Source organism: Nocardiopsis halophila DSM 44494, from assembly GCF_000341245.1.
Lineage (GTDB): Bacteria > Actinomycetota > Actinomycetes > Streptosporangiales > Streptosporangiaceae > Nocardiopsis_A > Nocardiopsis_A halophila.
In genome coordinates, this window is record NZ_ANAD01000138.1 from 82285 (window position 1) to 106027 (window position 23743).

The following is a 23743-nucleotide window of genomic DNA, read 5'->3' on the forward strand; positions in this document are numbered from 1 at the left end:
CCCCTGACTCGCGAATGCTGCCGGACCACCCGCTCCCCCTTCCCCCTGGAGAACGCCGTGGACGAATTCCTCCTCGTGCTGACCGGCGGCGCCGTGAGCCTCGCCAGCAGCGCGACCGTCACCTGGCTGCAGACCCGCCACGCCGACCGGGGCGAGGCCCGGGCCACCGCGCGCGAGTCCATCCGCCGCCTGACCGGCCTGTTCATCGCCGAGCGGGACGCCGCCCTGCTGGGCGAGGGCCCCACCACCGGGCTCGCCGAGGCCGAAACGCTGGCCGTGGCCATCGCCGACCGCCGCACCCGCGAGCGGATCCGCAACGCGGTGCGGCTGCTGCGCGAACTCCACCTGACCGAGCTGCAGGAGCTCAGCGGCCAGCGCGCCGAGCAGGGCCGCCGGATGCTCTGCGACCACGCGCTGGAGGTGCTGGGCTCCTACTTCCGGGGCGAGAAGGTCCCGGCCGCCCCACAGGGCATGCAGAAGATGCTGGACGTGGAGGACGAGGCGCTGAACATCCGCTCCGGGGCCGTGCCGCGGGCCGCCGCGCCGGCGTCCGATTCCGGCGCCTCCTCCCCGTCCGGTTCCGGGGCGTCCGAAACGGCGCCGTCCGGGCCGTCGGCACCGGAGGGGGCGGAGTCGCCGGACGCGTCCGCCGAATCGTCCCCGTCCGGCTCCTCCTCCGGCCCTTCCACGTCAGGGGCGTCCTCGTCCGGCTCGTCCGCGCGCAAGCCGGGCCGCCGCCCGCGTACCAAGGCCCGCACCAAGGACCCCGAGGAGAGCGACTTCTGGAACGAGTGAGGCGGCACCGGCGTCTGATCCGCTGACCGAACACGGACGGACCCCTTACCCGCCCCCGCCCTGCTCCGCATGGTGGCCGGGGCTCCGACCTGAAACGATGGGCGTACCCCGCCCGGCCATCGCGGAGAACCCGACCACCGATGCTGCGCATCCACTTCACCGACGCGGACCTGGCCCGGACACGGGTCGCGCCCGGCGCCGACCCCATGTGGGAGCTCGTGCTCAGCCTGCACCGGCTGCAGAACCGCCGCGGCCGCAACCTCGTCGACCGCTGGTACGGCGAGGCCCGCGAACGGCTCGCCGCCTCCGGGCTCACCCCCGCCCTCAAGAACCGGCTCATCCCCATCGCCCCGCAGTCGATGTACTTCCCCGACTTCCTCACCCCCGACGAGGGGCAGTTCGGGTTCGAACCCGCCCTGGAGGCGATCGAGAGGCTGCCCCGCCGGGAGCTGGAGGCGCAGCTGGGCATCGTGGCCGCCATGGGCGACGGGCTGGGCTCGTGGGCGCGCGCGCTGGCCGACGGGGACCGGCGGGGGCGNGAGTACCGGCGCGTCGCCCTGGAGCCGTTCTGGGACGACCTGCACGCCGACGTCGACGCCGACCGGGTGCGGCGCTCGCGGGACCTGCTCGAAGGCGGCGTGCACGGGCTGCTGGCCGGCTTCGAGCCGCTGATGCGCTGGGAGCAGCCGGTGCTGCACGTGGTCTACCCCGGCGACCACGACATCGACCTGCCCCTGCGCGGACGCGGGCTGCGCCTGATCCCGTCCTACTTCTGCTGGAAGTTCCCGGTGGCGCTGGCCGACCCGGAGCTGCCGCCGGTGCTCGTCTACCCGATGCACAACGGCGTGTACCGCACCCGCAGGCAGAACGTGCTCTCCTCGGGCGGGGAGCGGGCGCTGGGCAACCTGCTCGGCGCCACCCGGGCGGCGGCGCTGACGGTCGTCGCCGACGGGGCCACCACCAACGAGCTGGCGGCGCGGCTGCACATCTCGCCCGCCGCGGCCAGCCACCACACCCGGGTGCTCCGCGAGGCGGGCCTGATCGTCAGCACCCGGGACCGCAACCATGTCCTGCACACCCTGACCGCGGCCGGCGCCGAGCTGCTGGGAGCCGGGCGGCGCACGTGAGGTGCCGCGGGAGCCGCCGCGGTCGAACGTCCGCAGCGGGCTCCACGGCGTGGGTCCGTCGGATGGACCGGCCGGGGGCACCCCCATCCCTGCCCCCGGCCGGGTCCGGCGAACACGTGCGCCGTCCCGTGTGCCCGTCCTGCACGCGGTGCGGCGCGGCGGGTTCGGCGCGGTCACGCCCCACCTATGGTGCCGAGCGGGCTCACCTCGGCGCCACACCCTTCAACCAGACTCTAAAAGTGCAGGTCACAGTGTTTCCAAGGACGACAAAAGCGCCCTTCGGCACACATTCACAGCCCGGAACGCGGATAGGTATACCTGCGGGGCCGCACGCCCCGCCGGTCCATCCGGTGCGATGAAGGGGGAACGCCGTGACCATCACCGGCATCATCAGCGCGATCGTCGTGGGACTGATCATCGGGGCCCTGGGCCGCCTGGTCATCCCCGGTAAGCAGCACCTGTCCATCTGGCTCACCCTGCTCCTGGGCATCATCGCCGCGTTCGTGGGGGGCTGGATCGCCTCGCTGTTCTCCACCCTCTGGATCTTCGTCCTGATCGTGCAGATCGTCGTGGCGGCCGCACTGGTCTACCTCGCGGACGGACTGTACGCGCGGCGGGGCTGATCCGCGGCCCGCGCGGGGCGCGCGGCGGACCGTTCCGAGGTCGCGAACGGGTCCGCACGCGCCCCGCGGAATTTCCCCCGGGTTTCCGGGCAACGATTCCGAATACGGGCATCCCCCACGCGCAATTGAGGGCGCCCGTCTCGTAAAATCAGCTCACCCGCGGAGGACGATCCCCACCACCGCGCCGTGGTCCGCCCGTGTCCTGTCGGCCCTTCTCTCCCCCGCATGGTGGCCGGAACCGCACGGACCTCCGTCCATCGCTCCCGTCGAGAAGATCCCCACCGATGCCCGATGACGCCACCCGCCCCGCTCCGGGCGACCCCGGCGATCCGCCCGCGGGGGCCGCAGCCGAGCCGCCGCCCGGCACTCCGCCCAGGAGCGGCCGCCGCCGCGGGCTCGCCCGCGCGGTCGGCTGGACCGCCGCCGCCCTGGCCGTGGTCCTGGCCGCCGGAGCCGCCACCGCCTACGGCTACTACCACTCGCTCCGCTCCGACATGGTCCAGCACGACCTGAACGCCGCCCTCGACGAGGAGGAGCGCCCGGAGAAGATCGGGGACGATGCCAACATCCTGTTCATCGGGTCCGACGACCGGGAGGACGGGAACGCCGCCTACGGCGGCAAGGACTTCGTCGGCGAGCGCTCCGACTCGCTGATGCTCGCGCACATCTCGCCCGGCGGGCGGGTCACCGTGGTCAACTTCCCGCGCGACTCCCTGGTGCAGCTGCCCCAGTGCGACGCCTACGGCGACGCCGAGGGGACGCAGGGCTACTACGGCATGATCAACGCGGCGCTGTTCCACGGCGGGCCGCCGTGCGCGGTCAAGACCATCGAATCCCTGACCGACGTGCGCATCGACCACTTCGTGCACCTGAACTTCGTCGGGTTCCGGGACATGGTCGACGCCATCGGCGGCGTGCCGATGTGCATCCCCGAACCGATGCAGGACGAGCGCGCCCAGCTCGACCTGGACGCCGGGCGGCAGCGGCTGGACGGCGAGGAGTCGCTGGCGTTCGTGCGCGCCCGCTACGAGATCGGCGACGGCGGCGACATCGGGCGCATCGACCGCCAGCAGATGTTCCTCGGGGCGCTGGCCGCCGAGGTGACCGGGGGCGGTGTGCTGACCGACCCCGGGCGGCTGGACGGGCTGCTGCGCTCGATCTCCGAGCACACCGCCACCGACCGGGACCTGTCCCTGGACAAGATGGTCTCGATCGCCTCCACACTGAGCGAGTCCGAACTCGACGAGATCGGCTTCTACACCGTGCCCTGGGCCCAGGCGCCCGGCGACCCCAACCGGGTGGTCTGGCGCACGGACGAGGCCGCCGAGCTGTTCGCCGCCATCAAGGAGGACCGCGACCCCGACCAGGAGCCGGAGGACGGCCCGTCGTCCTCCCCGTCCGTCCCCGGCGCCGAGCCGTCCCCCTCCCCGGGGGCCGAGCCCTCGTCCGCCGACGGCGGCGGCCACATCGCCCCGGTCGCTCTCGGCCCCGACGGCGCCTCGGAGGACGGGGACGAGGGGGTGGACGGCATCGAGGGCCGCGACGCCACCGCGAACCCGTGCGAGGACGGGCTCGGCGAGGGCACCGGCGACGACGGCCGGTGAGGCCCGCGGGCGGCCGGATCCGGTCGCCCGCGCCCCCGGCGCCGCGCGGGACGCCCGGCTTTGGTGGAATGTCCCCCGGTACTCTCCCGCACTTTTCCGAACCGAATCCCCCGAAGCGGGATCGAACGGGGCACGGAGTGCGCACTCCCCACGCGCCGCATCCGCCCCGTACCGCACCGACGACATGGAGGACCCCCAGTGACTCCCCGCCCCGCCCTGCTGTCGACCCGCCGCCTGCCGGCGCTGGGCGTCGCGGCCGCCGTGTTCGCCGCGACCGCCTGCACCGGCGGTGACGAGGGCGACCTGACCGGCGCCGCCGAGGCGGCGGAAGTCGCCATCGCCCCCGAGGACGGGACCGGGACCGTCGCCCCGGACGCCCCGGTCACCGTCGACGCCGAGAACGGCGAGATCACCGACGTCGTGGTGGAGCAGGCCGCCCCGGAGGGCGAGGGCGAGCCCGACACCTCGATGACCGGGTCGCTCGATGAGGACAAGGCCTCCTGGACCAGCGACTGGACGCTGACGCCCGGGACGGACGTGACCGTGACGGCGGTGGCCGAGAACGCCGACGGCGAGGAGACCGAGGCGGTCAGCCGCTTCTCGGTGGAGCCCGCGGTCGAGGGGAAGCGGCTGGAGGTCAAGACCGACACCCGCGCGCGGAACCTGCTGGACGGGCAGACGGTGGGCGTGGGCATGCCGATCGTCATCGACTTCGACATGCCGGTGGAGAACAAGGACCGGGTCGAGGCCGCGATGGACGTGGTCTCGGAGAAGCCGGCCCAGGGCGCCTGGAACTGGTTCGGCGACAAGCGCGCGGTGTTCCGCACCGAGGAGTACTGGGAGCCCGACCAGAAGGTCACCGTCGACCTGAACCTGGCGGGGGTGCAGGCCTCCGACGGGGTGTACGGCATCGAGAACAGCAGCATCGAGTTCGAGGTGGGCCGCGAGCAGCTCGTCGAGATCGACAACGACGCGCACCACATGACCGTGGAGCGCGACGGGGAGAAGCTCAAGGAGTTCCCGGTCAGCCTGGGGCAGAACACCCAGCACAGCTACATCACCCGCAGCGGCGTGCACCTGGTGATGGAGAAGCACACGAACTACCGGATGAGCAACGACACACTCGGCGTCTCCCCGGAGGACCCGAACTACTACGAGGAGGTCGTGGACTACGCGGTCCGCATCTCCGACTCCGGCGAGTTCCTGCACAGCGCTCCCTGGAACGGGATGCTGGGCGAGGCCAACACCAGCCACGGCTGCGTGAACATGGCGGTCTCCGACTCCAAGTGGATCTACGACGAGAGCCTTCCGGGCGACCCCATCGACGTCGTCAACAGCGGCCGCGAGATGGAGGTCGACAACGGCTGGGGCTTCTGGGTCCGGGGCTGGGACGAGTGGGTCGAGGGCAGCGCGCTGGGCGAGCCCACCTCCACCGAGTCCTCCGGCACCCCCGGCTCCCCGCACGCCGCCCCGGAGGAGTCCGGGAAGAAGGACGGGGACCAGGCCGCCGAAGAGGGCGAGGCCTGACCCTGCCCGCCCGAGCCTGATCGGAGCCGGGCACGAAGGCCGAAGAGCGGGAAGGCGGGCCCGACCGGAATCGACCGGTCGGGCCCGCCTTCTCGGTCGGGGCACGGGAACGGGTCCGGGCGAAGGGCCGGGGCCGCCCGCCGGCCGGGCGGTGGGCCCCGTTGTCCAGGTAGGCGGGCCGGAGCGTGACCGCTGGACTACGGCGATCCTTCTCAGGCCGGTGGAAGCACGGGACCCCGGAGCCGGGCCCCACTGCGCGCCGTCGCCCCGGGACGGCCCCGGAAACAGCGGTGCCGCCCGCGGTCCCAGCGGACACCGCGGGCGGCACCTGGGGCCCTGGACGGGCGACCTGGCCACCGGCGTCTCCGTCCGGGGGGTCCCCACAACCCCGCCGGACGCCCCGCTCGCCGGGGCCGGTCGCGCGCCGCCCAGGGCCGTCGTGCGTCCCGCGGTGGACGGAGACTCGCGGGACGCACGGCCTCGGGGAGCTAGCCCAGGGGCACCTCCGGCAGAGCGTCGGTGCCGGGCAGCTCGGGGCCGACGGCCAGGCCGTCGGTGACGTCGGCGTTCAGGCTGTCGGTGGCCAGGGCGTCCGAGGGCAGCCCGTCGGAGGGCACGGCCCCGGTGGGCAGGCCCGTCTCGGGCAGCGACGCGGGGGCGGGCAGCTCCTCGGCGGCCAGGCCCTCGGTGGGCAGGCCGCCCGCGAGGGTGTCGCCGACGGCGCCCTCGTCCACCGAGACCGGGGGCTCCTCGGACATCGCGTCCAGCTCCCCGGCGGTGTTCGGCAGCACCTCGCGCACCGGCCCCTCGGCCGTCCCGGCCAGACCGCCGGCGACGCCCTGCTCGGCGCTCATGGTGCGCACGTCGTCCTGTTCGGCCACCACGACCATGTCGGTGACGGTGTCCGCGGTGTCGCGCACCGCGCCCCCGGCCCCGGGCGCCGGGTTGCCCCGGGGGACGCTGTTCGCCGTGCCGTGCACCAGGCCGTTGACGCCCTTGGCGGGGTGCCCGGCGCCGCCGGCCAGCGGCGCGCTCTGCCGCTGCGGGCCGGCCGCGCCCTGGCCCAGGGCCTGGTCCACGGCGCCGTCGAGCGCGGTCATCCCCTGGTCCACCGCGCCGCCCGCGCCGGAGGCGTCGTGCCCGGCCAGGGCCAGGTTGCGGGTGTCGGGGGCGGGCGCGGTGCGCGCCATGTCGGGCACCTCGCCCGCGGCCAGCGGGGCGGTGACCGGGGCCAGCGCGGCCGAGGCCACCAGCGGGGCGGCGTCGGTCAGCGGGGAGAGCGCCTGCGGGGCGGGCGCGGCGGCCGCGGCGCCCGCGCCGAGAGCGGCGAAGCCGGCGGCGCCCGCCGCCACCAGAACGGCCTTCGCGGAGTTCCGAGCGAACTCGAACATTGGGAGATCCTTCCCGGATCGTGTGGTCATCGCATGTGCAGTGGGGATCGCCGCTTCGCGCCCGGCCTCCGGCGCGGTGCGGCCACTTCTGGACGGTGGGGTGTGCGGGCTCCCCGTCCGTGGGCTCCCGCGCCTGGTGGGCGGGGATCCTTCGGGGCGGGGCCGTCCGGCGGGTCTGGCGGACCGCCGGCCGGCGTGAACCCTCCCGGCGGGAGGAGCTCACGTCGGCCCCCAGGGCTCACGGGCACTGGGACGTGAAGGGCGGTGCGGTGCCGAGGAAGGCGCCGGGACGCCGTGTGCGGAGCGTCCGCGCACGCGGCGCGGGCGGCTCGGGCGACACGGCCCGGTGGACGGCGGCGCTAGTCCGGGGAGACGCCCGGCTCGTCGGCGGGGTCCTGGGGCACCGCCGCCGCGGGGGCGCCGGGGGTGCCGGGGAGGCCGACCGAGGGACGCGGCGCGACGGCCGCGGGAAGGTAGCCCGCGACGGCGGGCGGGGCGCCGCCGGACGCCGAGGCGCCGACGGCCAGCGGGGAGGCCTGGTGGGCGGCGGGCGCGCCGCGCTCGGCCCCGGTGTCATCGGCGGCGGGGACGGCGTCCTCCGCGGCCGCGGCGCCCGCGTCCCCCGGTGCGGGGACGGCGGCGCCGGGTGCGTGGTGGCGGGCGGGCCCGGTCCGCGGCCGGTCGGCGGAGGCCTGGGCCCCGCCGTCGCCGCCGGTGTCGGCGCGCCCGTCGTCGGCGGGCTCGTCGGTGTCCGTGCCGGACCGCTCGCCGGCGGTGCCGTTCGCGTCGCCCCGGGCCAGGCCGAAGGCCTTGCCAGGAACGCCCGGCACGTCGGAGGCGCCGAAGGCGGCGCCGGGTCCGCCGTGCCCCATGAAGCCGTCCAGGAGCCGGTCGGCGCCGCGGCCCGCGCCCCGGCCCTTGCCGGAGGCGGCAGCGGCCGCGCCCTCGGCGCCGTCGGCGCGCTCGTCCCCGGAGCCGAGTCCCGCGACGCCGCCGACCGCCGAGACGGCCGACCGGGCGGTGCCGGTGACCGGCCCGCGCTGCTCGCCGCCGGAGCGGTCGGAGCGCTCAGAGCGGCCAGAGCGGTCGGACTGGCGGGACGTCTCGTCCGAGGCCGGCTTCGACGACTCTCGCGGGGATTCCTTCGGGGCCGCCTTCGGGGCCGCCTTTCCGGCAGAGTCGCCGGAGCCGGAAGCCCCCTGGGGAGAACGGCCCTGCGGAGCGGCATCCTGCTGAACGGGATTCTGCGGAGTGGACCCCTGCGAAGCGGTCTCGGGCCGCACCTCGGGCTTCGGCTCGGGTGCGGGCGCGGGCTCCTGCCGCGCCGTTTCCCCGCCCCCCGGAACCGCGGGGGCGGACGCACCGGCGCCGCCTCCGGCGACGGGACCCACCGGACCGCCCTTGCCGGGCCCCTCGTCGGCCGAGGCCGCGGCGGAGCCCGCCAGCCAGGCGGCCGCCGCGAAACCGGCGACGATCAGACCCCTGCGCGCGGTTCCCGCGGCGCCCGAGCGCACGGCGACCAGCGCGCGCTTCGCGCGTCCCGGCCTTTCCGTGCGGCGCATCGCGGGTCCTCGTTTCGCGGAGGGAAGGACGACGGTCGAACGGACCCAGGGCCGCAGGGGCGCCCGGATCTGGAGCGACCGTAGCATGACCCCCTATACGGACAACCGAGAACTCCGATTTTCTCCCTCCCGTTCGACCACGGGAAGGGTCCTCGATCCCTCCCGCGGGGACGCTCCGTCACGGAATACCGGTAATTTTCACGGTGGGAAGCGAGCCGCAACGCCAGCGTGACGGTCGGAGGTAGGACCCGTGACCGAACTCCCCGAAGCAACACCGCGCCCTCGGACCAGCCTGGACGAGCTCCTCGCCGAGCTCAACGCCCGGCTGCAGACCGAGCTGAGCAGCCGCGACCGCGTGCACTCGCTGCTTGAGGCCGTGCTGTCCATCGGCCGCGAGCTCGACCTGGGCACCGTGCTGCGACGGCTCACCCAGGCCGCGGCCGACCTGGTGGACGCCCGGTACGCCGGTCTGGGGGTCATCGGGGAGGACGGCCGGTTCAGCGAGTTCATCCCGGTGGGGCTGACCGAGGAGCAGGCCTCCCGGGTGAGCCGGTTCCCGCACGGCGAGGGGCTGCTGGCCGAGCCCACCCGCGAGCGGCGCGCGCTCCGCCTCGGCGACCTGTCCCGCCACCCCGGGCGGCACGGCTTCCCCGACGGCCACCCGCCGATGCGGTCCTTCCTGGGCGTCCCGATCCAGGTGCGCGACGAGGTGTTCGGCAACCTGTACCTCACCGAGAAGCGCGGCGCCGGCCAGTTCGACGAGGACGACGAGGCCGTGGTGACCGCGCTGGCCACCGCCGCCGGCGTGGCGATCGAGAACGCCCGGCTGTACGAGGAGACCCGGCGCAGGGAGCGGTGGCTGTCGGCCTCCACCGACATCACCACCCGGCTGCTGTCCGGCGAGGACCCGCACGACGTGCTGGGCCTGCTGGCCCGCAACTCCCGGGAGATGGCCGGGGCCGACATCGCCGTGGTGCTGCTGCCCGACCCCCGCGGCCGCGAGCTCATCGCCCAGATCGCCGACGGCCCGGTGGCCGGGCAGATCCTGGGCACGCCGCTGACGGTGTCCCAGACCGCGTGCGGCGCGGTGTACCGGCACGGCGAGGCGGTCACCATCCCGGACCTGCGGCACGCCGACTGCCCCATGCTCACCCACCGCGGCTTCGGCCCGGGGCTGCTGGTACCGCTGGGCACCCCGGACCGCACCCGCGGCGTGCTGCTGCTCGCCAAGAAGGGGGTGAGCTCCCCCTTCGGCGCCACGACCCGGCACATGATCGACGCCTTCGCCGGGCAGGCGGCGGTCGCCCTGGAGCTGGCCGAGGCCCGGCGGGACGCCGAGCGGCTGGTCGTGCTGGAGGACCGCGACCGCATCGCCAAGGACCTGCACGACGTGGTCATCCAGCGGATGTTCGCCTCGGCGATGACCCTGATGAGCACGCTGCGGCTGGTGGAGGCCCCGCAGGCGCGGGACCGGATCCAGCACACCATCGACGACCTGGACGAGACCATCCGGGAGATCCGCTCCACGGTGTTCGCCCTGCAGACCCCGCCGGCCTGCAACGACACCTCGCTGCGCGGGCGGATCCTGGACGCGGCCGAGGGGGCGGCCCGGTCACTGGGCTGCCAGCCGGGCGTGCGGCTGGAGGGGCCGATCGACGCCTCGGTGCCCGAGAAGGTCGGCGAGCAGCTGCTGGCGGTGCTGGGCGAGGCCCTGTCCAACGTGGCGCGGCACGCGCACGCCACCGAGGTGCACGTGTCGGTGGACGTGGACACCCACGTCACGCTGCACGTGAGCGACAACGGCAAGGGCATCGAGCCGTGCGGGCGGCGCAGCGGACTGCGCAACCTGGAGGAGCGCGCAACGAGCCTGGGCGGCACGTTCAGCGCCGAGCCCAGCCTGGCCGGCGGCACCCTGCTGCGGTGGAGCGTGCCCCTGCCCGACGAGGAGGGCCAGGCCCCCGCCCCTCAGGACGAAGAGGGAGAGGTCAGGCAGAACACGTTCCCCTCGGGGTCGGCCATGCGCTGAAAGGCTCCCTGCGCGTCGGTGACGACCGGGCCCTCGACGGCGGCCCCCTTCTCCCGCGCCGCGCGCGCGACCGCGGCGATGTCCTCGACCCGCACGTCCAGGTGGAACCGGAACCGCCCTTCGGCGGGGTCCGGATCGGGCTGGAAGGAGATGCGCGGCCGCCCCGCTGCGGCGGGCAGGAAGGACCACCCGTCGGCGCGGTCGACCTGCTCGGCCCCGAGGAGCCAGGCCCAGAAGCGGGCGAGGTCCGCCGGCGCGGCGGAATTGACGACGATCTGGTCCAGGGCGGCAGTTGGCATGGCGGGAGGCTACCGGCCCCGGGGCTCCTCGCGGGACCGGGGCCGGCCCGCGCCTACTCGAAGCTCGACCGCCCGCGGGTGCGGAGCTCGGCGACCAGGACGGCCGCCTGGGTGCGGCGCTTCAGGTCGAGCTTGGACAGCAGGCTCGACACGTAGTTCTTGACGGTCTTCTCCGCCAGGTAGAGCCGCTCGCCGATCTGCCGGTTGGTCAGCCCCTCGCCGATCAGGTCGAGGATCTGGCGCTCCTGGGGGCTCAGCTCGGCCAGCGGGTCGGGGCGCGGCGGGTTGCTGCGCAGGCGCTCCATCACCCGCCCGGTGCTGCCCGGGTCCAGCAGCGACCCGCCGCCGGCCACCGTGCGCACCGCCCCCACCAGGTCGGCGCCGTGGATCTGCTTGAGCACGTACCCGGCGGCGCCCGCCATCACGGCCTCGAACAGCGCCTCGTCGTCGGCGAAGGAGGTGAGCATCAGGCAGGCGATCTCGGGGCGGTCCGAGCGGATCTCCCGGCACACGCCCACGCCCGAGCCCCCGGGCAGGCGCACGTCCAGCACGGCCACGTCCGGCGAGGCGGCGGGGATGCGGGCCAGGGCCTGCTCGGCGGTGCCGGCCTCGCCGACCACCTTCATGTCCTCCTCACCGTCCAGGAGTGCCGCCACACCCCTGCGAACCACCTCGTGGTCGTCGACGAGGAACACCTTGATCGGTTTCGTCGCGGCACCCGGCGCCATAGGCTCCCCTCCCCGGAGCGTCCGGGAGCCCCGGACGCGCGTCGCTGCGGATTCGACGCAAACGACGGTATTACCCCCTCCGAGACGCGCGTCCGCCGAAGGGCATCAATGGGCAAGGCCCAAGGTCCCGAACCTCTCAAGTCTTACGGACCGGGGCAGCCCGGACGCACCGGATCCGGACACGTCGGCCCCCGCACGGCCCCCTGAGGGGAGGCCGCGCGGGGGCCGGGACTCCGGGTGCGCCGGGTGCGCCCTGTGCGCTCAGACCACCAGCGAGGGCCAGGGGCGCGCCTCCTCGAAGGCGCGGGACGCCGCGAGGACGCGGCCGTCGGCGTGCCGGGGGCCGACGATCTGCAGCCCCACCGGCAGGCCGTCGCCGGTCAGCCCGCACGGCACGCTCGCCGCCGGCTGGGAGGTCATGTTGAACGGGTAGCTGAACCCCGCCCAGGAGGTCCAGCGCGGGTCCTGCGAGCCCGGGGGCACCTCCAGGCCCGCCTCGAAGGCGGCGATCGGCATCGCGGGCGTCAGCAGCAGGTCGTAGCGCTGGTGGAAGAGCCCCATCGCCTCGCCCAGCGCCATCCGCACCGCGGTGGCGCGCAGGTAGTCCACCGCGCTGTACCGCCGCCCCTGCTCGACGATCTCCAACAGCCCGGGGTCGACGCGCGCGGCGTCCTCCTCGGACGTGCCCTCCATGGCCTTGGCCGCGCCGCTGTACCAGAGGACCTCGAACTCCTCGCGGCAGTCGGCGATCGGCGGGTCCTCCCGCTCCACATGCGCCCCGAGCTCCTCGAAGGCCTCCGCCGCCCGCTCGCACAGCCGGGCCACCTCGGGGTCGACGCCGATCCCCCACAGGGCGGGGCTGTAGGCCACGCGCAGGCCGCGCACGTCCGCGGCGGCCACCGCCTCGGCGAACGACTCGGCCGGGGGCGGCATGGCGCCCCAGTCCCGCGCGTCGGGCCGGCTGATCACGTCCATCATCAGGGCGGCGTCGGTGACGGTGCGGGTGATCGGCCCGGTGTGCGCGAGGCTGCCGAAGGCGCTGGCCGGGTAGTGCGGCACCCGCCCCCAGGTGGGCTTGAGCGCGTAGACGCCGGTGAAGGAGGCCGGGATGCGCACCGACCCGCCGCCGTCGGTGCCGGTCGCCAGCGGCCCCATGCCGGCGGCGACCGCGGCCGCCGCGCCGCCGCTCGACCCGCCGGGGGTGCGCGACAGGTCCCACGGGTTGCGGGTGACGCCGGTCAGCGGGGAGTCCGTCACGCCCTTCCAGGCGATCTCGGGGGTGGTGGTCTTGCCGGTGAACACCGCCCCGGACTCGCGCAGCCGGGCCACCGCGGGCGAGTCCTCGGTGAAGGGGCCGTGCGCGCCGGCCGTGTGCGAGCCGCGCCGGGTGGGGTGGCCGCGCATCAGGTGCACGTCCTTGACCGCGACCGGCACACCGTCCAGCGGGCCGGCCGGCTCCCCGCGCGCCCACCGCTCGGCCGAGGCCCGGGCCTGCTCGCGCGCCTCGTCGGCGTGGACCGCGCAGAAGGCGTTCAGCGCCGGGTCCTCGCGGTCGATGCGCGCCAGCACCGACTCCACCGCCTCCACCGGGGTGGGGCCGCCGCGGGCGTACCCCTCCAGCAGGTCGGCGGCGGTCAGGTCCGCGGGCGCGCCCCGGTCCACCGCCTCCCCCTCGTGCCTGGTCGTCATGGCTGTCCCTTCCGTCTCTACCCGCGTCTCTACCCGTGCGGGACGTACCCCCGCGCCTTGTCCACGACGTTGCGCAGCTCCTCGCCGCGCAGACGGCGGTCGAGGTTGTCCAGGAAGACCCGGACCAGGTCGTCCTTCCAGCCCACGACGTCGCCGGACATGTGCGGCAGCACGATCGCCTGGGGCAGGTCCCACAGCGGCGAGGAGTCCGGCAGCGGCTCGGTGGCGAACACGTCCAGGGCGGCGCCGGCGATGGTCCCCTCGCGCAGGGCGCGCACCAGGTCCTCCTCGACGACGATGGGGCCGCGCGCGACGTTGATCAGCCGGGCGGTGGGCTTCATCCGGGCCAGCAGGCCGGCGTCGAACAGGCCCCGGGTGGCGTCGGTGAGCGGCGCGGCGACCACGGCGTAGTCCGTGCGGCCCAGCTCCTCGGCGATGCCGCCCGGGGCGGCGGGGTCGGCACCGACCACGGTGCCGAAGTCGGGGTCGCCGGTGCGGGGGGTGCGCCCGGCGCCGGTGACCTCCAGGCCCGCGGCGCGCAGCAGGCGGGCGATGGCGCGGCCGATCGGCCCGGTGCCCACCACCAGCGCGGTGCGGCCCTCGATCCGCTCGCTCTCGCGCCACCTCCAGGTGTGCGCGTGCTGCAGGTCGCGGCTGCCGTGCAGGTCCTTGGCGAAGGACAGGACCAGGCCGAGCACGGTCTCGGCGATGGGCCCCTCGAAGACGCCGCGCGAGTTGGTCACCACCGCCTCGCTCGCGACCAGCCCGGGGAACATCAGGTTGTCCACCCCGGTGGTGGCGGCGTGCACCCACTCCAGTGCGTCGGCCTTGTCCCAGGCGTCGGTCAGCGCCTCGGTGAACAGGTCCCACACCAGCAGCACCCGGGCTCCGGGCAGTGCCTCGGGCAGCTGCTCGGCGGTGGCGTAGCGGACCTCGGCCAGGCCGGGGTGGTGGTCGATGCGCTCGCGGCCGGGGGGCGTCTCCCCGCCGTGCAGGACGACGAGGGCGGGCGCGGAGGGGTCGGCTGTGGACACGGGGGCGGCTCCGGAATCAACGGTCGGGTCGTCTCGCTGCTCCCCTACCCGGCCGCTCCGGTGGGCGATCACGGGTGCCGCGCAGCGTTTGAAACGCTAGGGACCGCCCCTAGGATTGTCAACAATCGACGGGCCGGTCCCCGAAGCGGCGCCCGGATGACCCGCCGCCCCCGCCGTCATTGATGTCCCGGGCGCCACGATCGTATGATTGTCGACAATCGGCGGATGATGGACCACCTGTCCCGGAGCCGCGGCCGCACTGAGCACGGCGGCCCCGGTCCCGCGCCGCACCCACCGCGACGAAAGGGCCGATGCCTCGATGCCCCGGTACATGTCCATCACTCTGGAGAAGCGCGGCGTGGAGTGCGTCGCCGAGCTCTACGACAAGGACGCCCCCCGCACCTGCCAGGCCGTGTGGAACGCCCTCCCCCAGGGCGGCGACGCCTACCACGCCAAGTACGCCCGCAACGAGGTGTACACGATGGTCCCGCGCTTCGCCGAGGAGGAGCCCGGCCAGGAGAACCCGACCGTCACCCCCATCCCCGGCGACGTCGTCTACTTCTCCTTCAACGGCGGCATGCTCGACCGCCGCTTCAAGGAGGAGAAGGGCATCGACGACCTCCCGGGCGTGATCGACCTGGCGATCTTCTACGGGCGCAACAACCTGCTGCTCAACGGGGACGTCGGCTGGGTCCCCGGGAACGTGTTCGCGGGCATCGTCGAGGGCCTGGACCGGATGGCCGAGGCCTGCAACGACGTGTGGCGGTCGGGCGGCGCCGGGGAGCGGCTCGTCTACCGCCGGCTGGAGCGCTGAGCGGCCCCCTGGGACCGGCGAGGGGACTGCGGCCGGATCCGAGATGCGGAGAGAAGAGAGAAGGAGGTGAGTGACCAATGCGGACCGATCACAGCACCGGCGGCCCGGACTGCGGAGGCGGGCGCGGAGGGCCGCCCGATGCGGCGCGCGGCCCCGAGGCCGAGAGGAACGCGTCGCTGTCGCTGCTGGGCGAGCGGGGCTTCCTGCCCGACCGCAGGACGGCGGAGGGGCTGGTGGAGATCTCGGCGGTGGCAGAGACCCCGTCCCAGTCGGGGGTGGGCGTGATCGCCCCCTACGACTTCGCGCTCGACCGCGAGCTGTGGCGCTGGGCCCCGGACGACGTCTCCCTGTACGTCACCCGGCTGCCGTTCGTGCCCGTGCCGGTGACCGTCGACCAGGCCTCGGCGCTCAGCGACGGCGAGGGCGCGGCGCGCGCCACCCGCGACCTGCTGGCGCCCGAGCCCCTGGTCGTGGGGTACGCGTGCGCCTCGGGCAGCTTCGTGCACGGGGCCCAGGGGCAGCGGCGGCTGCGCCAGGCCATCCTGGACGCCGGCGCGCCCGCGGCGGTCACCACCTCCGGTGCGACCGTCGAGGCGCTGGAGGCCGTCGGGGCCCGCCGGATCGCCGTGGTCACCCCGTACGTGGACAGCGTCACCGAGCGCCTGGTGGCCTTCCTCGGCGAGCACGGCGCCGACGCGGTCTCGGCGGTGGGGCTGGGGCTGCTCGACCACATCTGGAAGGTCTCCTACGCCGAGGTGGTCGAGGCCGTGCGCAGCGCGGACCGGCCCGAGGCCGAGGCGGTCTACATCAGCTGCACCAACGTTCTGACCTACGACATCATCGCGCCGCTGGAGCGCATGCTGGGCAAGCCGGTGCTGGCGGCCAACCAGGTGACCATGTGGGCCGCGCTGAAGGCGGTCGGCCGGCACCCGGTCGGCGCCGGACAGCACCTGGTGGAGGCGACGGCACCGCGCGAGCGCCCGGCGGCCGGCGGCGGACGGGGCACGCCCAGCACGGAGAGGCGGTCGGCACGGACATGACCATCGCGGGATTCCTCTACCCCGGCCACAGCGCCGAGGACGACTACCCGGTGTTCGCCGGGATGCTCGGGCCCGGGACCGAGCTGCGCGTGGTGCACACCCTCATGCGCGAGGACGCCCACCGGGTGGACGCGCTTCTGGACGTCGGCTCGGGGGAGGTGCTGGCCGAGGGCGCGCGCGAGCTGCGCGCCCTGGGCGCCGACTCGGCGGTGTGGGCCTGTACCAGCGGAAGCTTCGTCTTCGGCTGGGAGGGTGCCGCCGAGCAGGCCGAGGCGGTGGGCCGGGAGGCAGGCTGCCCCTCCTCCAGCACCTCGTTCGCGTTCGTCGACGCGGTGCGCGCGCTGGGGCACTCCCGGGTCGCCGTCGCGGCGACCTACCCCGACGACGTCGCCGAGCGGTTCGCCGCCTTCCTGGGGCAGGCCGGGATCGCGGTGGAGGCCTGGGCGGGGCGGGGCATCGTCACCGCGGCCGAGGTGGGCACCCTGCCGCCGGCCGAGGTGCTGGAGTTCGCCGCCGCCGGCGACCACCCGGACGCCGAGGCGGTGCTGGTGCCCGACACCGCACTGCACACCGCCGGTGTGCTGGACGCCCTGGAGGAGCGGCTCGGCAAGACGGTGCTGACCGCCAACCAGGTGAGCGTGTGGCAGGGACTGCGCCTGGCCGGCGACACCGCCCCGCGCGAGGGCCTGGGCCGGCTGTTCCGGGTCGGAGCGGCCGAAGCGGCCGCACAGCGGACATAAGGTGCAGCGGACGTAAGGTGCGACGCACGGAACGTGCGCACAGGTGCGGCCGCCCGCCGGGCGGCCGCACCCCCGAGCGAGGTGAACACATGCCATGACCTCCCCAGGACAACTCCATCCCGTGCCGAGGAGATCGACCTCCGAGCTGATCGCCGACCAGCTGCGCGAGGCGATCATGTACGGCTCCCTGTCCCCCGGCGACCAGCTGGGCGAGACCGACCTGGCCAACCGCCTGGGCGTCAGCCGCGGGCCGCTGCGCGAGGCCATGCAGCGGCTGGTCCAGGAGGGGCTGCTGCGCAGCGAGCGGCACCGGGGCCTGTTCGTACGCGAGCTGGCCCCCGAGGACGTGCGCGACGTCTACGTGGCCCGGCTCGCGGTCGAGCGGACCTCGTGCGAGCTGATCATGCGGGGCAACCGGGGCGAGGCGCTGGCCCGCCTCACCGCGGCGCTGGCCGCGCTGGAGGAGGCGGCCGCCACCGGCGACCGGGCCGCGATGAGCGACGCCGACCAGGCCTTCCACCAGGCGCTGGTCAGCTGCTCGGGCAACTCCCGGCTGGAGCGCATGGCCCAGACGCTGCTGGTGGAGACGCGGATGTGCCTGACGGTGATGCAGCGCACCTACCCCGAGCCGGACGAGCTCGTCGAGGAGCACCGCAAGCTGCTGGACGCCATCGCCGACGGCGACGAGGAGCTGCTGCTGGAGCTGATCTCGGCGCACATGCTCGACACCGTCGAGCGGGTGAACGGCGGCTCCTGACCCCTCGGCGCACCGGTCTCAGCGCACCGGCGCGGAGGGGGGAGGCGCCGGGGGCGCCGGGGGCGCCGGGGCGGACGGCGGGCGCGCCGCCCGGCGCGCCCGCCGTCCGGTGCTCTCCCCGCCCACCTTGAACAGGATCAGCTCGAAGGCGGCCGCGAGCAGGCAGATCCGCAGCAGGTCCTGGAGCAGGCGGCTCACCACGCCCACGGGCTCCAGCCAGGGGAACCACAGGTGCCAGTCGGCGGGGCCCAGGAACAGGTACACGCCGCGTTCGAGCCATTCGGTGCCCAGCAGGACGAGCACGTAGTACAGCGAGAAGGACAGGTAGAAGACCGGGCTGACGCTCAGGATGAACTTGAAGGCGTTGATGAAGGGGATGTACTTGTCCCCGGCGTCCTTGCGCAGCCACCCGCGCACCGCGGCGATCGGCCCCTTGGCCGAGGTCAGCGCCCGCTCCAGGCGCGCGGTCCTGCCGTTGCCGCGGAACAGGCCGCTGTAGCGGTCCATCTGGGCGCCGAAGACGACCGCCGTGATGGTCAGCCAGACCAGGGGCTGGAGGAACCCGTCCTTGAAGATCGCCCAGGTGCTGCCCATCGTCCGGTAGGCCTGCAGCAGCAGGTCCTGCAGGTCGACCCCGAGCTGCGCGCCGACCCAGGCCACCGCCCCGTCGATCTGGTTCTGCACGGCCGCCCAGGCGGCGCGGGCCTTGGCCCACTTCCAGAAGTCGGTGAAGGCCGCCACCACCGTGAAGGTGCCCAGGAACATCCAGGTGGCCTCGAACAGGGCGGTGGCCAGCCCCAGCACCTTGCCGTCGTTCTTGTCGTAGAAGTGCTCGCACAGCGCCCTGAGCCCGAACGCGGCGAGCGCGATGAGCACCATCGGGCCGAGCTTGTCGATGGCGCCCATGTCCAGCAGGACGTCCAGGCCCTCCTGGTTCACCGAGGCGATGGTGAGCTTGCGGTACTCCTCGACGTAGAGGTCCCAGGCGCTGTAGAAGATCAGGAACGGCAGGATCGCCATCGCGATGGCGTCCACGATGGTGCGCTCGGCCAGGACCGCGTTGCCGCGCTCGGCGGTCCTGCGCAGCACCCCCGCGCGCACCCGCCGGTACTCGGCGTCCACCGTGGGAAGCGCCGGGCGCAGCAGGTGGAACATGACGATGTAGGTCGCCAGCTGCACCAGCAGCAGCAGGCCCAGTGCGAGGTAGCCCAGCATGGGCTCGATGGCCGCGGCCGCGGCCATCCCGCGCAGCAGCAGCCGGTAGGCGATGTCGCCGACCAGCCAGACGCACAGCAGCGGAGCCCAGTACCGCCTCACGAGGTCGAGGGTGTACAGGGGCAGTCGCGCGGCGAAAGCGGCCGGTCTTCTCATGGCCGGAGAATCCTATCCGGGCCGGGTGACGCGGCACCTCACCGCGGGGCCCATGGCCGGAGTCGGCCGCGCGGCCCGCCCCGCGTGCGGTAGGAACAGGGGGGACGGCGTTGACGGCGACGGGAGGCGCGGATGAGCGCAGGGGCCAAGGGCGACGGCGACGGCTGGGTCGAGATGCCGGACGGCACCCGCCGGTGGGGGCGGTACGGCGCGGCGGGGCTGCTGCTGCACGCGCCCGACCCGCGCGGCGGGCGGTGCGTACTGCTGCAGCACCGCGCGGCCTGGACCCACCAGGGCGGCACCTGGGGCCTGCCCGGCGGCGCCCTGGACAGCGGGGAGAGCGCCGTCGACGCGGCGCTGCGCGAGTTCGGCGAGGAGGTCGCCGGGGAGCTGGACGCGATCGAGGTGACCGGGGTGCACCGGGCCGGGTCGTCCCTCTGGCACTACGACACGGTGCTGGCCGCCGCGCCGCGCGCGGGGGAGTACGCCCCCGGCAACGCCGAGAGCGAGGCGGTGCGCTGGGTCCGGCTGGAGGAGGTGCCCGGGCTGCCGCTGCTGCCGGCCTTCGGCCAGACCTGGCCGCGGCTGTGCGCGGCGCTGCCCGCCCGGCTGGACCTGGTGGTGCGGGCGGGGCCCGTGCTGGAGCGGGCCGGGGCGGCGGCCACCCCCGAACGCACGGCCGCCCTGCGGGACGCGCTGGCCGGGCTGGCCCGCGACGGCCTGCCGGCCGCGGAGCTGCCCCGCGGGCTCGGGCTGCCCGCGCTGGACCGGTGGTTCCCCCGAGTGCGGCTGGAGACCGCGGTTCCGGTGGACCCGGCGCCCGGGGTGCGGATCGCCGCGGAGGGCGAGCACGGCGCGGACGGCGGCGCCGGGAGCGCGGTGCTCACGGTCGCCGGCGCCAGGGGCCCCGGAACGGCGCCCCCGGAGTGGCTGCTGGAGCGCACCGGCGCGCCCGCGCCCGGGTCAGGCCAGCAGGTGGCCCTCTGAGACCGTGACCGCCGAGCCGCCGATGAGCACCCGCCCGGGCGCTCCCGCCGGAAGCTCGACCTCGACCCGCCCGCCGCGCGCGGAGCACTGCAGGGCCGAGAAGGCGGTGCCGCCGAGCCTTTCGGCCCAGTAGGGCGCGAGCACGGTGTGCGCGCTCCCGGTCACCGGGTCCTCTTCCACGCCGATGTCGGTCGCGAAGAAGCGGGAGACGAAGGCGTAGGGGCGGCCCTCGTCGGCGCGCGCCGTGGCGATCACGCCCCGTTCGGCGTGGCCGCTCATCCGGGCGGGCACCGGGTCGAGCCCGCGCACGGTCCGCTCGTCGGCCAGCTCCACGATGAGGTCGCCGGTGCCGGCGGTGCCCGCGCGCTCGATGCGGGCGCCCAGGGCGTCGGCCAGGCCGGGCGGGGCAGGGGCCTCCTGCGGCGGGTTGGCGGGGAAGTCCATCCACAGCCGCCCGTCCCGCCGCTCGACGGTGAGCACCCCGCTCCACCGGGTGGAGAAGCGCAGCGGCCCCTGCGCCCCGTCCTGGAACAGGGCGTGCGCGGCGGCGAGGGTGGCGTGGCCGCACAGCGCCACCTCCACCGACGGGGTGAACCAGCGCAGGCCGAAGTCGGCCCCGAGCCCGCCGTCAGGGGTGAGGAAGGCCGTCTCGGACAGGTTGAACTCGGCGGCCGCCTGCTGGGCCCAGCCCTCGTCCAGGGGCCCGTCGACCGCGATCACGGCGGCCGGGTTCCCGGAGAAGGGCTGATCGGTGAAGGCGTCCACGACACGGAACCGGGTCATGGGCGGAACGTTACCCCCGGCCGGGAGGGGCGCGGGCACTCGGGCGGGCCCCCGTTCGTTCCCCACCTTGAGGCCGGCTGCGGTCCGGCGCCACGGTCACGTGCGGACACGGCGGCTCAGGGGTAAGTCAGGGACGGGCCCTGATGGCCGGTGGGCCGTTCCCGGGCATGCTGGACGACAGAGGTACTGGTACGGCGGTCCACCGCCGAGCGAGGAGCAGTCATGACGCTGGAGCGCGGCAACGCATTCACTCCCGTCGCCTCGGCGACGATGATCTGGCCCTGGGGGTGGGCCCTAGGAGCCGGGGCCACCACCGGCGCCATCTCCCTCCTGCTCAACCTGGGGTCGGGGGCGGTCGGCTCGGGCCTGACCACCGGGATCTTCTTCTTCGCCCTGGTCGGCGGGGCCGTGGCCCTGATCAGCGGCAAGGGCGACCGGCGGGCGCGACGCTGGGCCGGGCAGTACCCGTGGAAGTTCGCGGGGGTGCCGGCCCTCGCGGGCGGCGCGGGTATCGCGCTGGTCACCCTGTTCACCGGCGGGTTCTTCCCGGCGATCTTCGCGGGTCTGGGCACCGTCGCCCTGCTGTGGGTCGTCCTCGGGCTGATCGGCACCGTGGCCGGCGGCGGCAACCGGTAACCGGGCCGTGCCGGGGCCGGGGCGCGGGTGCGCCCCGGCCCCGGCACGCGTGGGCGCCTCGTTCGCGCAGGCCCCGTTCGCGCGGAGCGTTCCCCACAGGCTGTGGACGGGCGCCCCCGCGCCCGCCCGGCGCCGGTAACCTCGGTAGAGGCCGCTGAGAGGAGCCTCTTGACCACCGACAAGCCCGAGGACGCCCGCCAGAAGATGGTCGAGCGGGTCCGCAACCTGTTGCGCCAGGCCGAGGACCCGTCGGTGACCGACGCCGAGAGCCAGGCCTTCACCGCCAAGGCCGCCGAGCTGATGACCCGGCACGCCATCGCCGAGGCCGAGGCCCGCGCCCAGCGCGGTGAGGACGCCGAGTCGGTCTCCCGGCTCGACTTCCCCGTCTCCGGAGCGGGGGGCCACGGCAAGGCCCGCGTCAAGGCGCTGGCCGGGATCGCCGCGGCCTTCGGCTGCCAGTCGGCCGTGCGCGGCAACACCTCCGCCAACACCGAGCGCACCCTGATCATCGTCGGAACCGTCTCGGCGCTGGACTCGCTGCGGGTCCTGCTGCCCTCCATCACCCTGCAGATGGAGGCCTCGGCCCGGTTCACCGCCCGCAACCACATCGCCGACCTGCGCGAGCTGCGCAACCTGGACCGGTCGACACTGGCCACCGAGCGGACCCGGTTCTACCGCTCGTTCGTCCGCGCCTACGGCTACGCGGTGGCCGAGCGCATCCGCGAGTTCCGCGCCCGGCTGGCCGAGGAGTCGGCGCCCGGCGGGGGCGCGGGCTCCTCCTCCGGTTCCGAGGGCGACGGGGCGACCGGCGCGGAGCTGGTGCTGCGCAGCGACGTCGACCGGGTCAAGGAGGACTTCCAGCAGCGCTTCCCCGAGCTCAAGCCGACCCGCCCGGAGCGCACCCACCACAAGGCCGGGGCGCGCGCCGGGTACCTGCGGGGGCGCAGCGCCCAGCTGGGGATGGAGACCGCGGTCGGAGGCGGCGGGACCTCGTCCCTGCCCGAGAGCGACTGAGGCGTTCGCCGAAGTTGTCCACAGGTTGTCCGGTTTCTGTGGACAAGGCCGTGTGCACCGGTGAATAGGGGCCGGAAGCGGCACCCCTAACCACACAACGCTGTGGATAAACCTCGCTTCGCGTCCGTTTCAGGCCGATCCGGGACGGCCTCGCCCGCCTCCGCCCCGACGCGATTCCGGGCGCGTCGAAGGTGATTCAGGTCACCGCCTTGGGAAGGTGGTCGGTACACGAACGGACCCAAGGAGAGTCATCCTCGATGAACACGGCCACGCTCCTCAAACCGTTCCGCGGCCACAAGACGGCGCTGCTCACCACCTACCGGTCCGACGGCGTGACCGGCGTGGACACCCCGGTCAGCATCGCCGTCGACGGCGGACGGATCATCTTCCGCACCTGGGAGGACTCCGGCAAGGCCAAGCGGCTCCGCGGCAACCCCGTCGCGGACCTGCGCCCCAGCTCCTTCCGCGGCGAACCCCGCGGCAAGCCGATCCGCGGACGCGTCCGCCTGCTCGACGAGGCCGAGGCGCGGCACGCGGCGCTGATCCTGGGCCGCCGCCACCCGATGCTCCAGCGCTGGGCGGTCCCCGCGACCCACCGCCTGATGCGCTACCGCACCCTCCACTACGAACTCGTCCCCTTCGACCGCGAGGAGATCACGAGCAACGAGGGGTGCCCCGACTAAGGCGCCGCGGGGGCCGGGGCGCGGGCCGTTCCGCGTCCCCGCGGTCCGCCCTTGATTTGGTCAGTCGTCCAGGACTATCATCCAAATCGGACGTACGGATGGACCTGCATTCCTGGAGCGTGTGATGAGTCATTCCCTATTGGCGACCCTGACCGGGGCCTTCCTGATCTGGGAGGCACTCCTGCTGATCCCCATGGTCCCGGGGAAACTGATCGACACGCGGGACTTCTCGCCGCTCCCCCGCTGGCAGTACAACGGGTTCAACGCCTACCTCACCCTCCTCGGGCTCGCCAGCTTCGTGGTCGCCGGGTTCTCCCTGGCGGACCAGCCCTGGGTGTTCGCGGCGGCGCTGGTGCTGAGCCTGGGCTACATCGCGGTCTTCGCGGCCGACCTCGGCGCGGTCTTCCCCGTTGTGGCCGACCCGCCGCCGGTGCAGTTGCTCGTCCTCGAAGCCGTCGCACTGGCGTCGGCCGGCGTGGGCGCCGTGATCGCGATCCGGGGGGTGCTGCTGGG

Annotated in this window: 23 protein-coding genes; 15 read left to right on the plus strand and 8 right to left on the minus strand. The window is 74.6% G+C overall.

Features of this window, described 5'->3' with window-relative positions; all coding sequences use genetic code 11:
- Window positions 1–57 precede the first annotated feature (57 nt).
- From D450_RS30440 to D450_RS0116780, 5 genes are all read left to right on the plus strand, one after another.
- Window positions 58–795, plus strand: coding sequence for a hypothetical protein (locus tag D450_RS30440; protein WP_039820600.1), 738 nt, complete (start codon window positions 58–60; stop codon window positions 793–795).
- An 833-nt stretch (window positions 796–1628) separates the two neighbouring features.
- The gene (locus D450_RS35750) at window positions 1629–1922 is read left to right on the plus strand and encodes an ArsR/SmtB family transcription factor (RefSeq protein WP_449289470.1); all 294 of its coding nucleotides are present in this window, start codon (window positions 1629–1631) and stop codon (window positions 1920–1922) included.
- A 371-nt stretch (window positions 1923–2293) separates the two neighbouring features.
- The gene (locus D450_RS0116770; protein ID WP_017539815.1) at window positions 2294–2545 is read left to right on the plus strand and encodes a GlsB/YeaQ/YmgE family stress response membrane protein; all 252 of its coding nucleotides are present in this window, start codon (window positions 2294–2296) and stop codon (window positions 2543–2545) included.
- A gap of 284 nt (window positions 2546–2829) precedes the next feature.
- On the plus strand, window positions 2830–4149 hold the full coding sequence (locus D450_RS0116775; protein WP_017539816.1) for an LCP family protein: 1320 nt from the start codon (window positions 2830–2832) through the stop codon (window positions 4147–4149).
- 198 nt (window positions 4150–4347) lie between these two features.
- The gene (locus tag D450_RS0116780) at window positions 4348–5676 is read left to right on the plus strand and encodes a L,D-transpeptidase (RefSeq protein ID WP_017539817.1); all 1329 of its coding nucleotides are present in this window, start codon (window positions 4348–4350) and stop codon (window positions 5674–5676) included.
- Between the two features lie 488 nt (window positions 5677–6164).
- Here the strand turns inward: D450_RS0116780 and D450_RS0116785 are convergent, their stop codons facing one another.
- Both D450_RS0116785 and D450_RS0116790 read right to left on the minus strand, forming a co-directional pair.
- Window positions 6165–7067, minus strand: coding sequence for a hypothetical protein (locus tag D450_RS0116785; RefSeq protein ID WP_017539818.1), 903 nt, complete (start codon window positions 7065–7067; stop codon window positions 6165–6167).
- Between the two features lie 359 nt (window positions 7068–7426).
- Window positions 7427–8629 (minus strand): hypothetical protein, encoded by a 1203-nt coding sequence (locus tag D450_RS0116790; protein WP_017539819.1) that lies wholly within the window; start codon window positions 8627–8629, stop codon window positions 7427–7429.
- A gap of 250 nt (window positions 8630–8879) precedes the next feature.
- Between D450_RS0116790 and D450_RS0116795 the strand changes: the two genes are divergently transcribed.
- Window positions 8880–10655, plus strand: a complete 1776-nt coding sequence (locus D450_RS0116795) for a sensor histidine kinase (RefSeq protein WP_017539820.1) — start codon at window positions 8880–8882, stop codon at window positions 10653–10655.
- Here D450_RS0116795 and D450_RS0116800 read toward each other — a convergent pair.
- The 4 genes from D450_RS0116800 to D450_RS0116815 form a co-directional block, all read right to left on the minus strand.
- Window positions 10595–10954 carry a VOC family protein gene (locus tag D450_RS0116800; protein ID WP_017539821.1) on the minus strand — a complete coding sequence of 120 codons (360 nt, stop codon included), beginning with the start codon at window positions 10952–10954 and terminating at the stop codon, window positions 10595–10597. The genes D450_RS0116795 and D450_RS0116800 overlap by 61 nt on opposite strands.
- Window positions 10955–11007: 53 nt before the next feature.
- Complete coding sequence (locus D450_RS0116805; RefSeq protein ID WP_017539822.1) at window positions 11008–11682, minus strand: response regulator; 675 nt, start codon at window positions 11680–11682, stop codon at window positions 11008–11010.
- Window positions 11683–11943: 261 nt separating this feature from the next.
- Entirely contained in the window at window positions 11944–13371 is a 1428-nt protein-coding gene (locus D450_RS0116810) for an amidase (RefSeq protein WP_017539823.1), read from the minus strand.
- A gap of 29 nt (window positions 13372–13400) precedes the next feature.
- A complete protein-coding gene (locus D450_RS0116815; protein WP_017539824.1) occupies window positions 13401–14405 on the minus strand; it encodes a D-2-hydroxyacid dehydrogenase in 1005 nt (334 codons plus the stop codon).
- 331 nt (window positions 14406–14736) lie between these two features.
- On the opposite strand from D450_RS0116815, the gene D450_RS0116820 reads away from it, so the two are divergent.
- The 4 genes from D450_RS0116820 to D450_RS0116835 all read left to right on the plus strand — a co-directional run bounded on the left by D450_RS0116820 (window position 14737) and on the right by D450_RS0116835 (window position 17756).
- On the plus strand, window positions 14737–15219 hold the full coding sequence (locus tag D450_RS0116820; protein WP_204366442.1) for a DUF3830 family protein: 483 nt from the start codon (window positions 14737–14739) through the stop codon (window positions 15217–15219).
- 77 nt (window positions 15220–15296) lie between these two features.
- Window positions 15297–16259, plus strand: a complete 963-nt coding sequence (locus tag D450_RS0116825) for a maleate cis-trans isomerase family protein (RefSeq protein ID WP_017539826.1) — start codon at window positions 15297–15299, stop codon at window positions 16257–16259.
- Window positions 16256–16999, plus strand: coding sequence for a maleate cis-trans isomerase family protein (locus D450_RS0116830; protein ID WP_017539827.1), 744 nt, complete (start codon window positions 16256–16258; stop codon window positions 16997–16999). The genes D450_RS0116825 and D450_RS0116830 overlap by 4 nt, the downstream gene beginning before the upstream one ends.
- A 94-nt stretch (window positions 17000–17093) precedes the next feature.
- Entirely contained in the window at window positions 17094–17756 is a 663-nt protein-coding gene (locus D450_RS0116835) for a GntR family transcriptional regulator (protein ID WP_026124157.1), read from the plus strand.
- A gap of 18 nt (window positions 17757–17774) precedes the next feature.
- On the opposite strand, the gene D450_RS0116840 is transcribed toward D450_RS0116835, so the two are convergent.
- Entirely contained in the window at window positions 17775–19127 is a 1353-nt protein-coding gene (locus D450_RS0116840) for a hypothetical protein (protein ID WP_017539829.1), read from the minus strand.
- A 132-nt stretch (window positions 19128–19259) separates the two neighbouring features.
- Between D450_RS0116840 and D450_RS0116845 the strand changes: the two genes are divergently transcribed.
- Window positions 19260–20114, plus strand: coding sequence for an NUDIX domain-containing protein (locus D450_RS0116845; RefSeq protein ID WP_017539830.1), 855 nt, complete (start codon window positions 19260–19262; stop codon window positions 20112–20114).
- Here the strand turns inward: D450_RS0116845 and D450_RS0116850 are convergent.
- The gene (locus tag D450_RS0116850; protein ID WP_017539831.1) at window positions 20091–20897 is read right to left on the minus strand and encodes a PhzF family phenazine biosynthesis protein; all 807 of its coding nucleotides are present in this window, start codon (window positions 20895–20897) and stop codon (window positions 20091–20093) included. The two genes, D450_RS0116845 and D450_RS0116850, sit on opposite strands and share 24 nt — an antisense overlap.
- Window positions 20898–21119: 222 nt before the next feature.
- Between D450_RS0116850 and D450_RS0116855 the strand changes: the two genes are divergently transcribed.
- The 4 genes from D450_RS0116855 to D450_RS30445 all read left to right on the plus strand — a co-directional run.
- Window positions 21120–21533, plus strand: a complete 414-nt coding sequence (locus tag D450_RS0116855) for a hypothetical protein (protein ID WP_017539832.1) — start codon at window positions 21120–21122, stop codon at window positions 21531–21533.
- A 204-nt stretch (window positions 21534–21737) separates the two neighbouring features.
- Complete coding sequence (locus D450_RS0116860; RefSeq protein WP_051060484.1) at window positions 21738–22547, plus strand: DUF2786 domain-containing protein; 810 nt, start codon at window positions 21738–21740, stop codon at window positions 22545–22547.
- A 257-nt stretch (window positions 22548–22804) separates the two neighbouring features.
- Window positions 22805–23230: a PPOX class F420-dependent oxidoreductase gene (locus D450_RS0116865; RefSeq protein ID WP_017539834.1), complete on the plus strand. Its 426-nt coding sequence runs from the start codon at window positions 22805–22807 to the stop codon at window positions 23228–23230.
- Between the two features lie 124 nt (window positions 23231–23354).
- On the plus strand, window positions 23355–23743 hold a 389-nt coding region (locus D450_RS30445; protein WP_152520857.1), incomplete at its 3' end, for a hypothetical protein.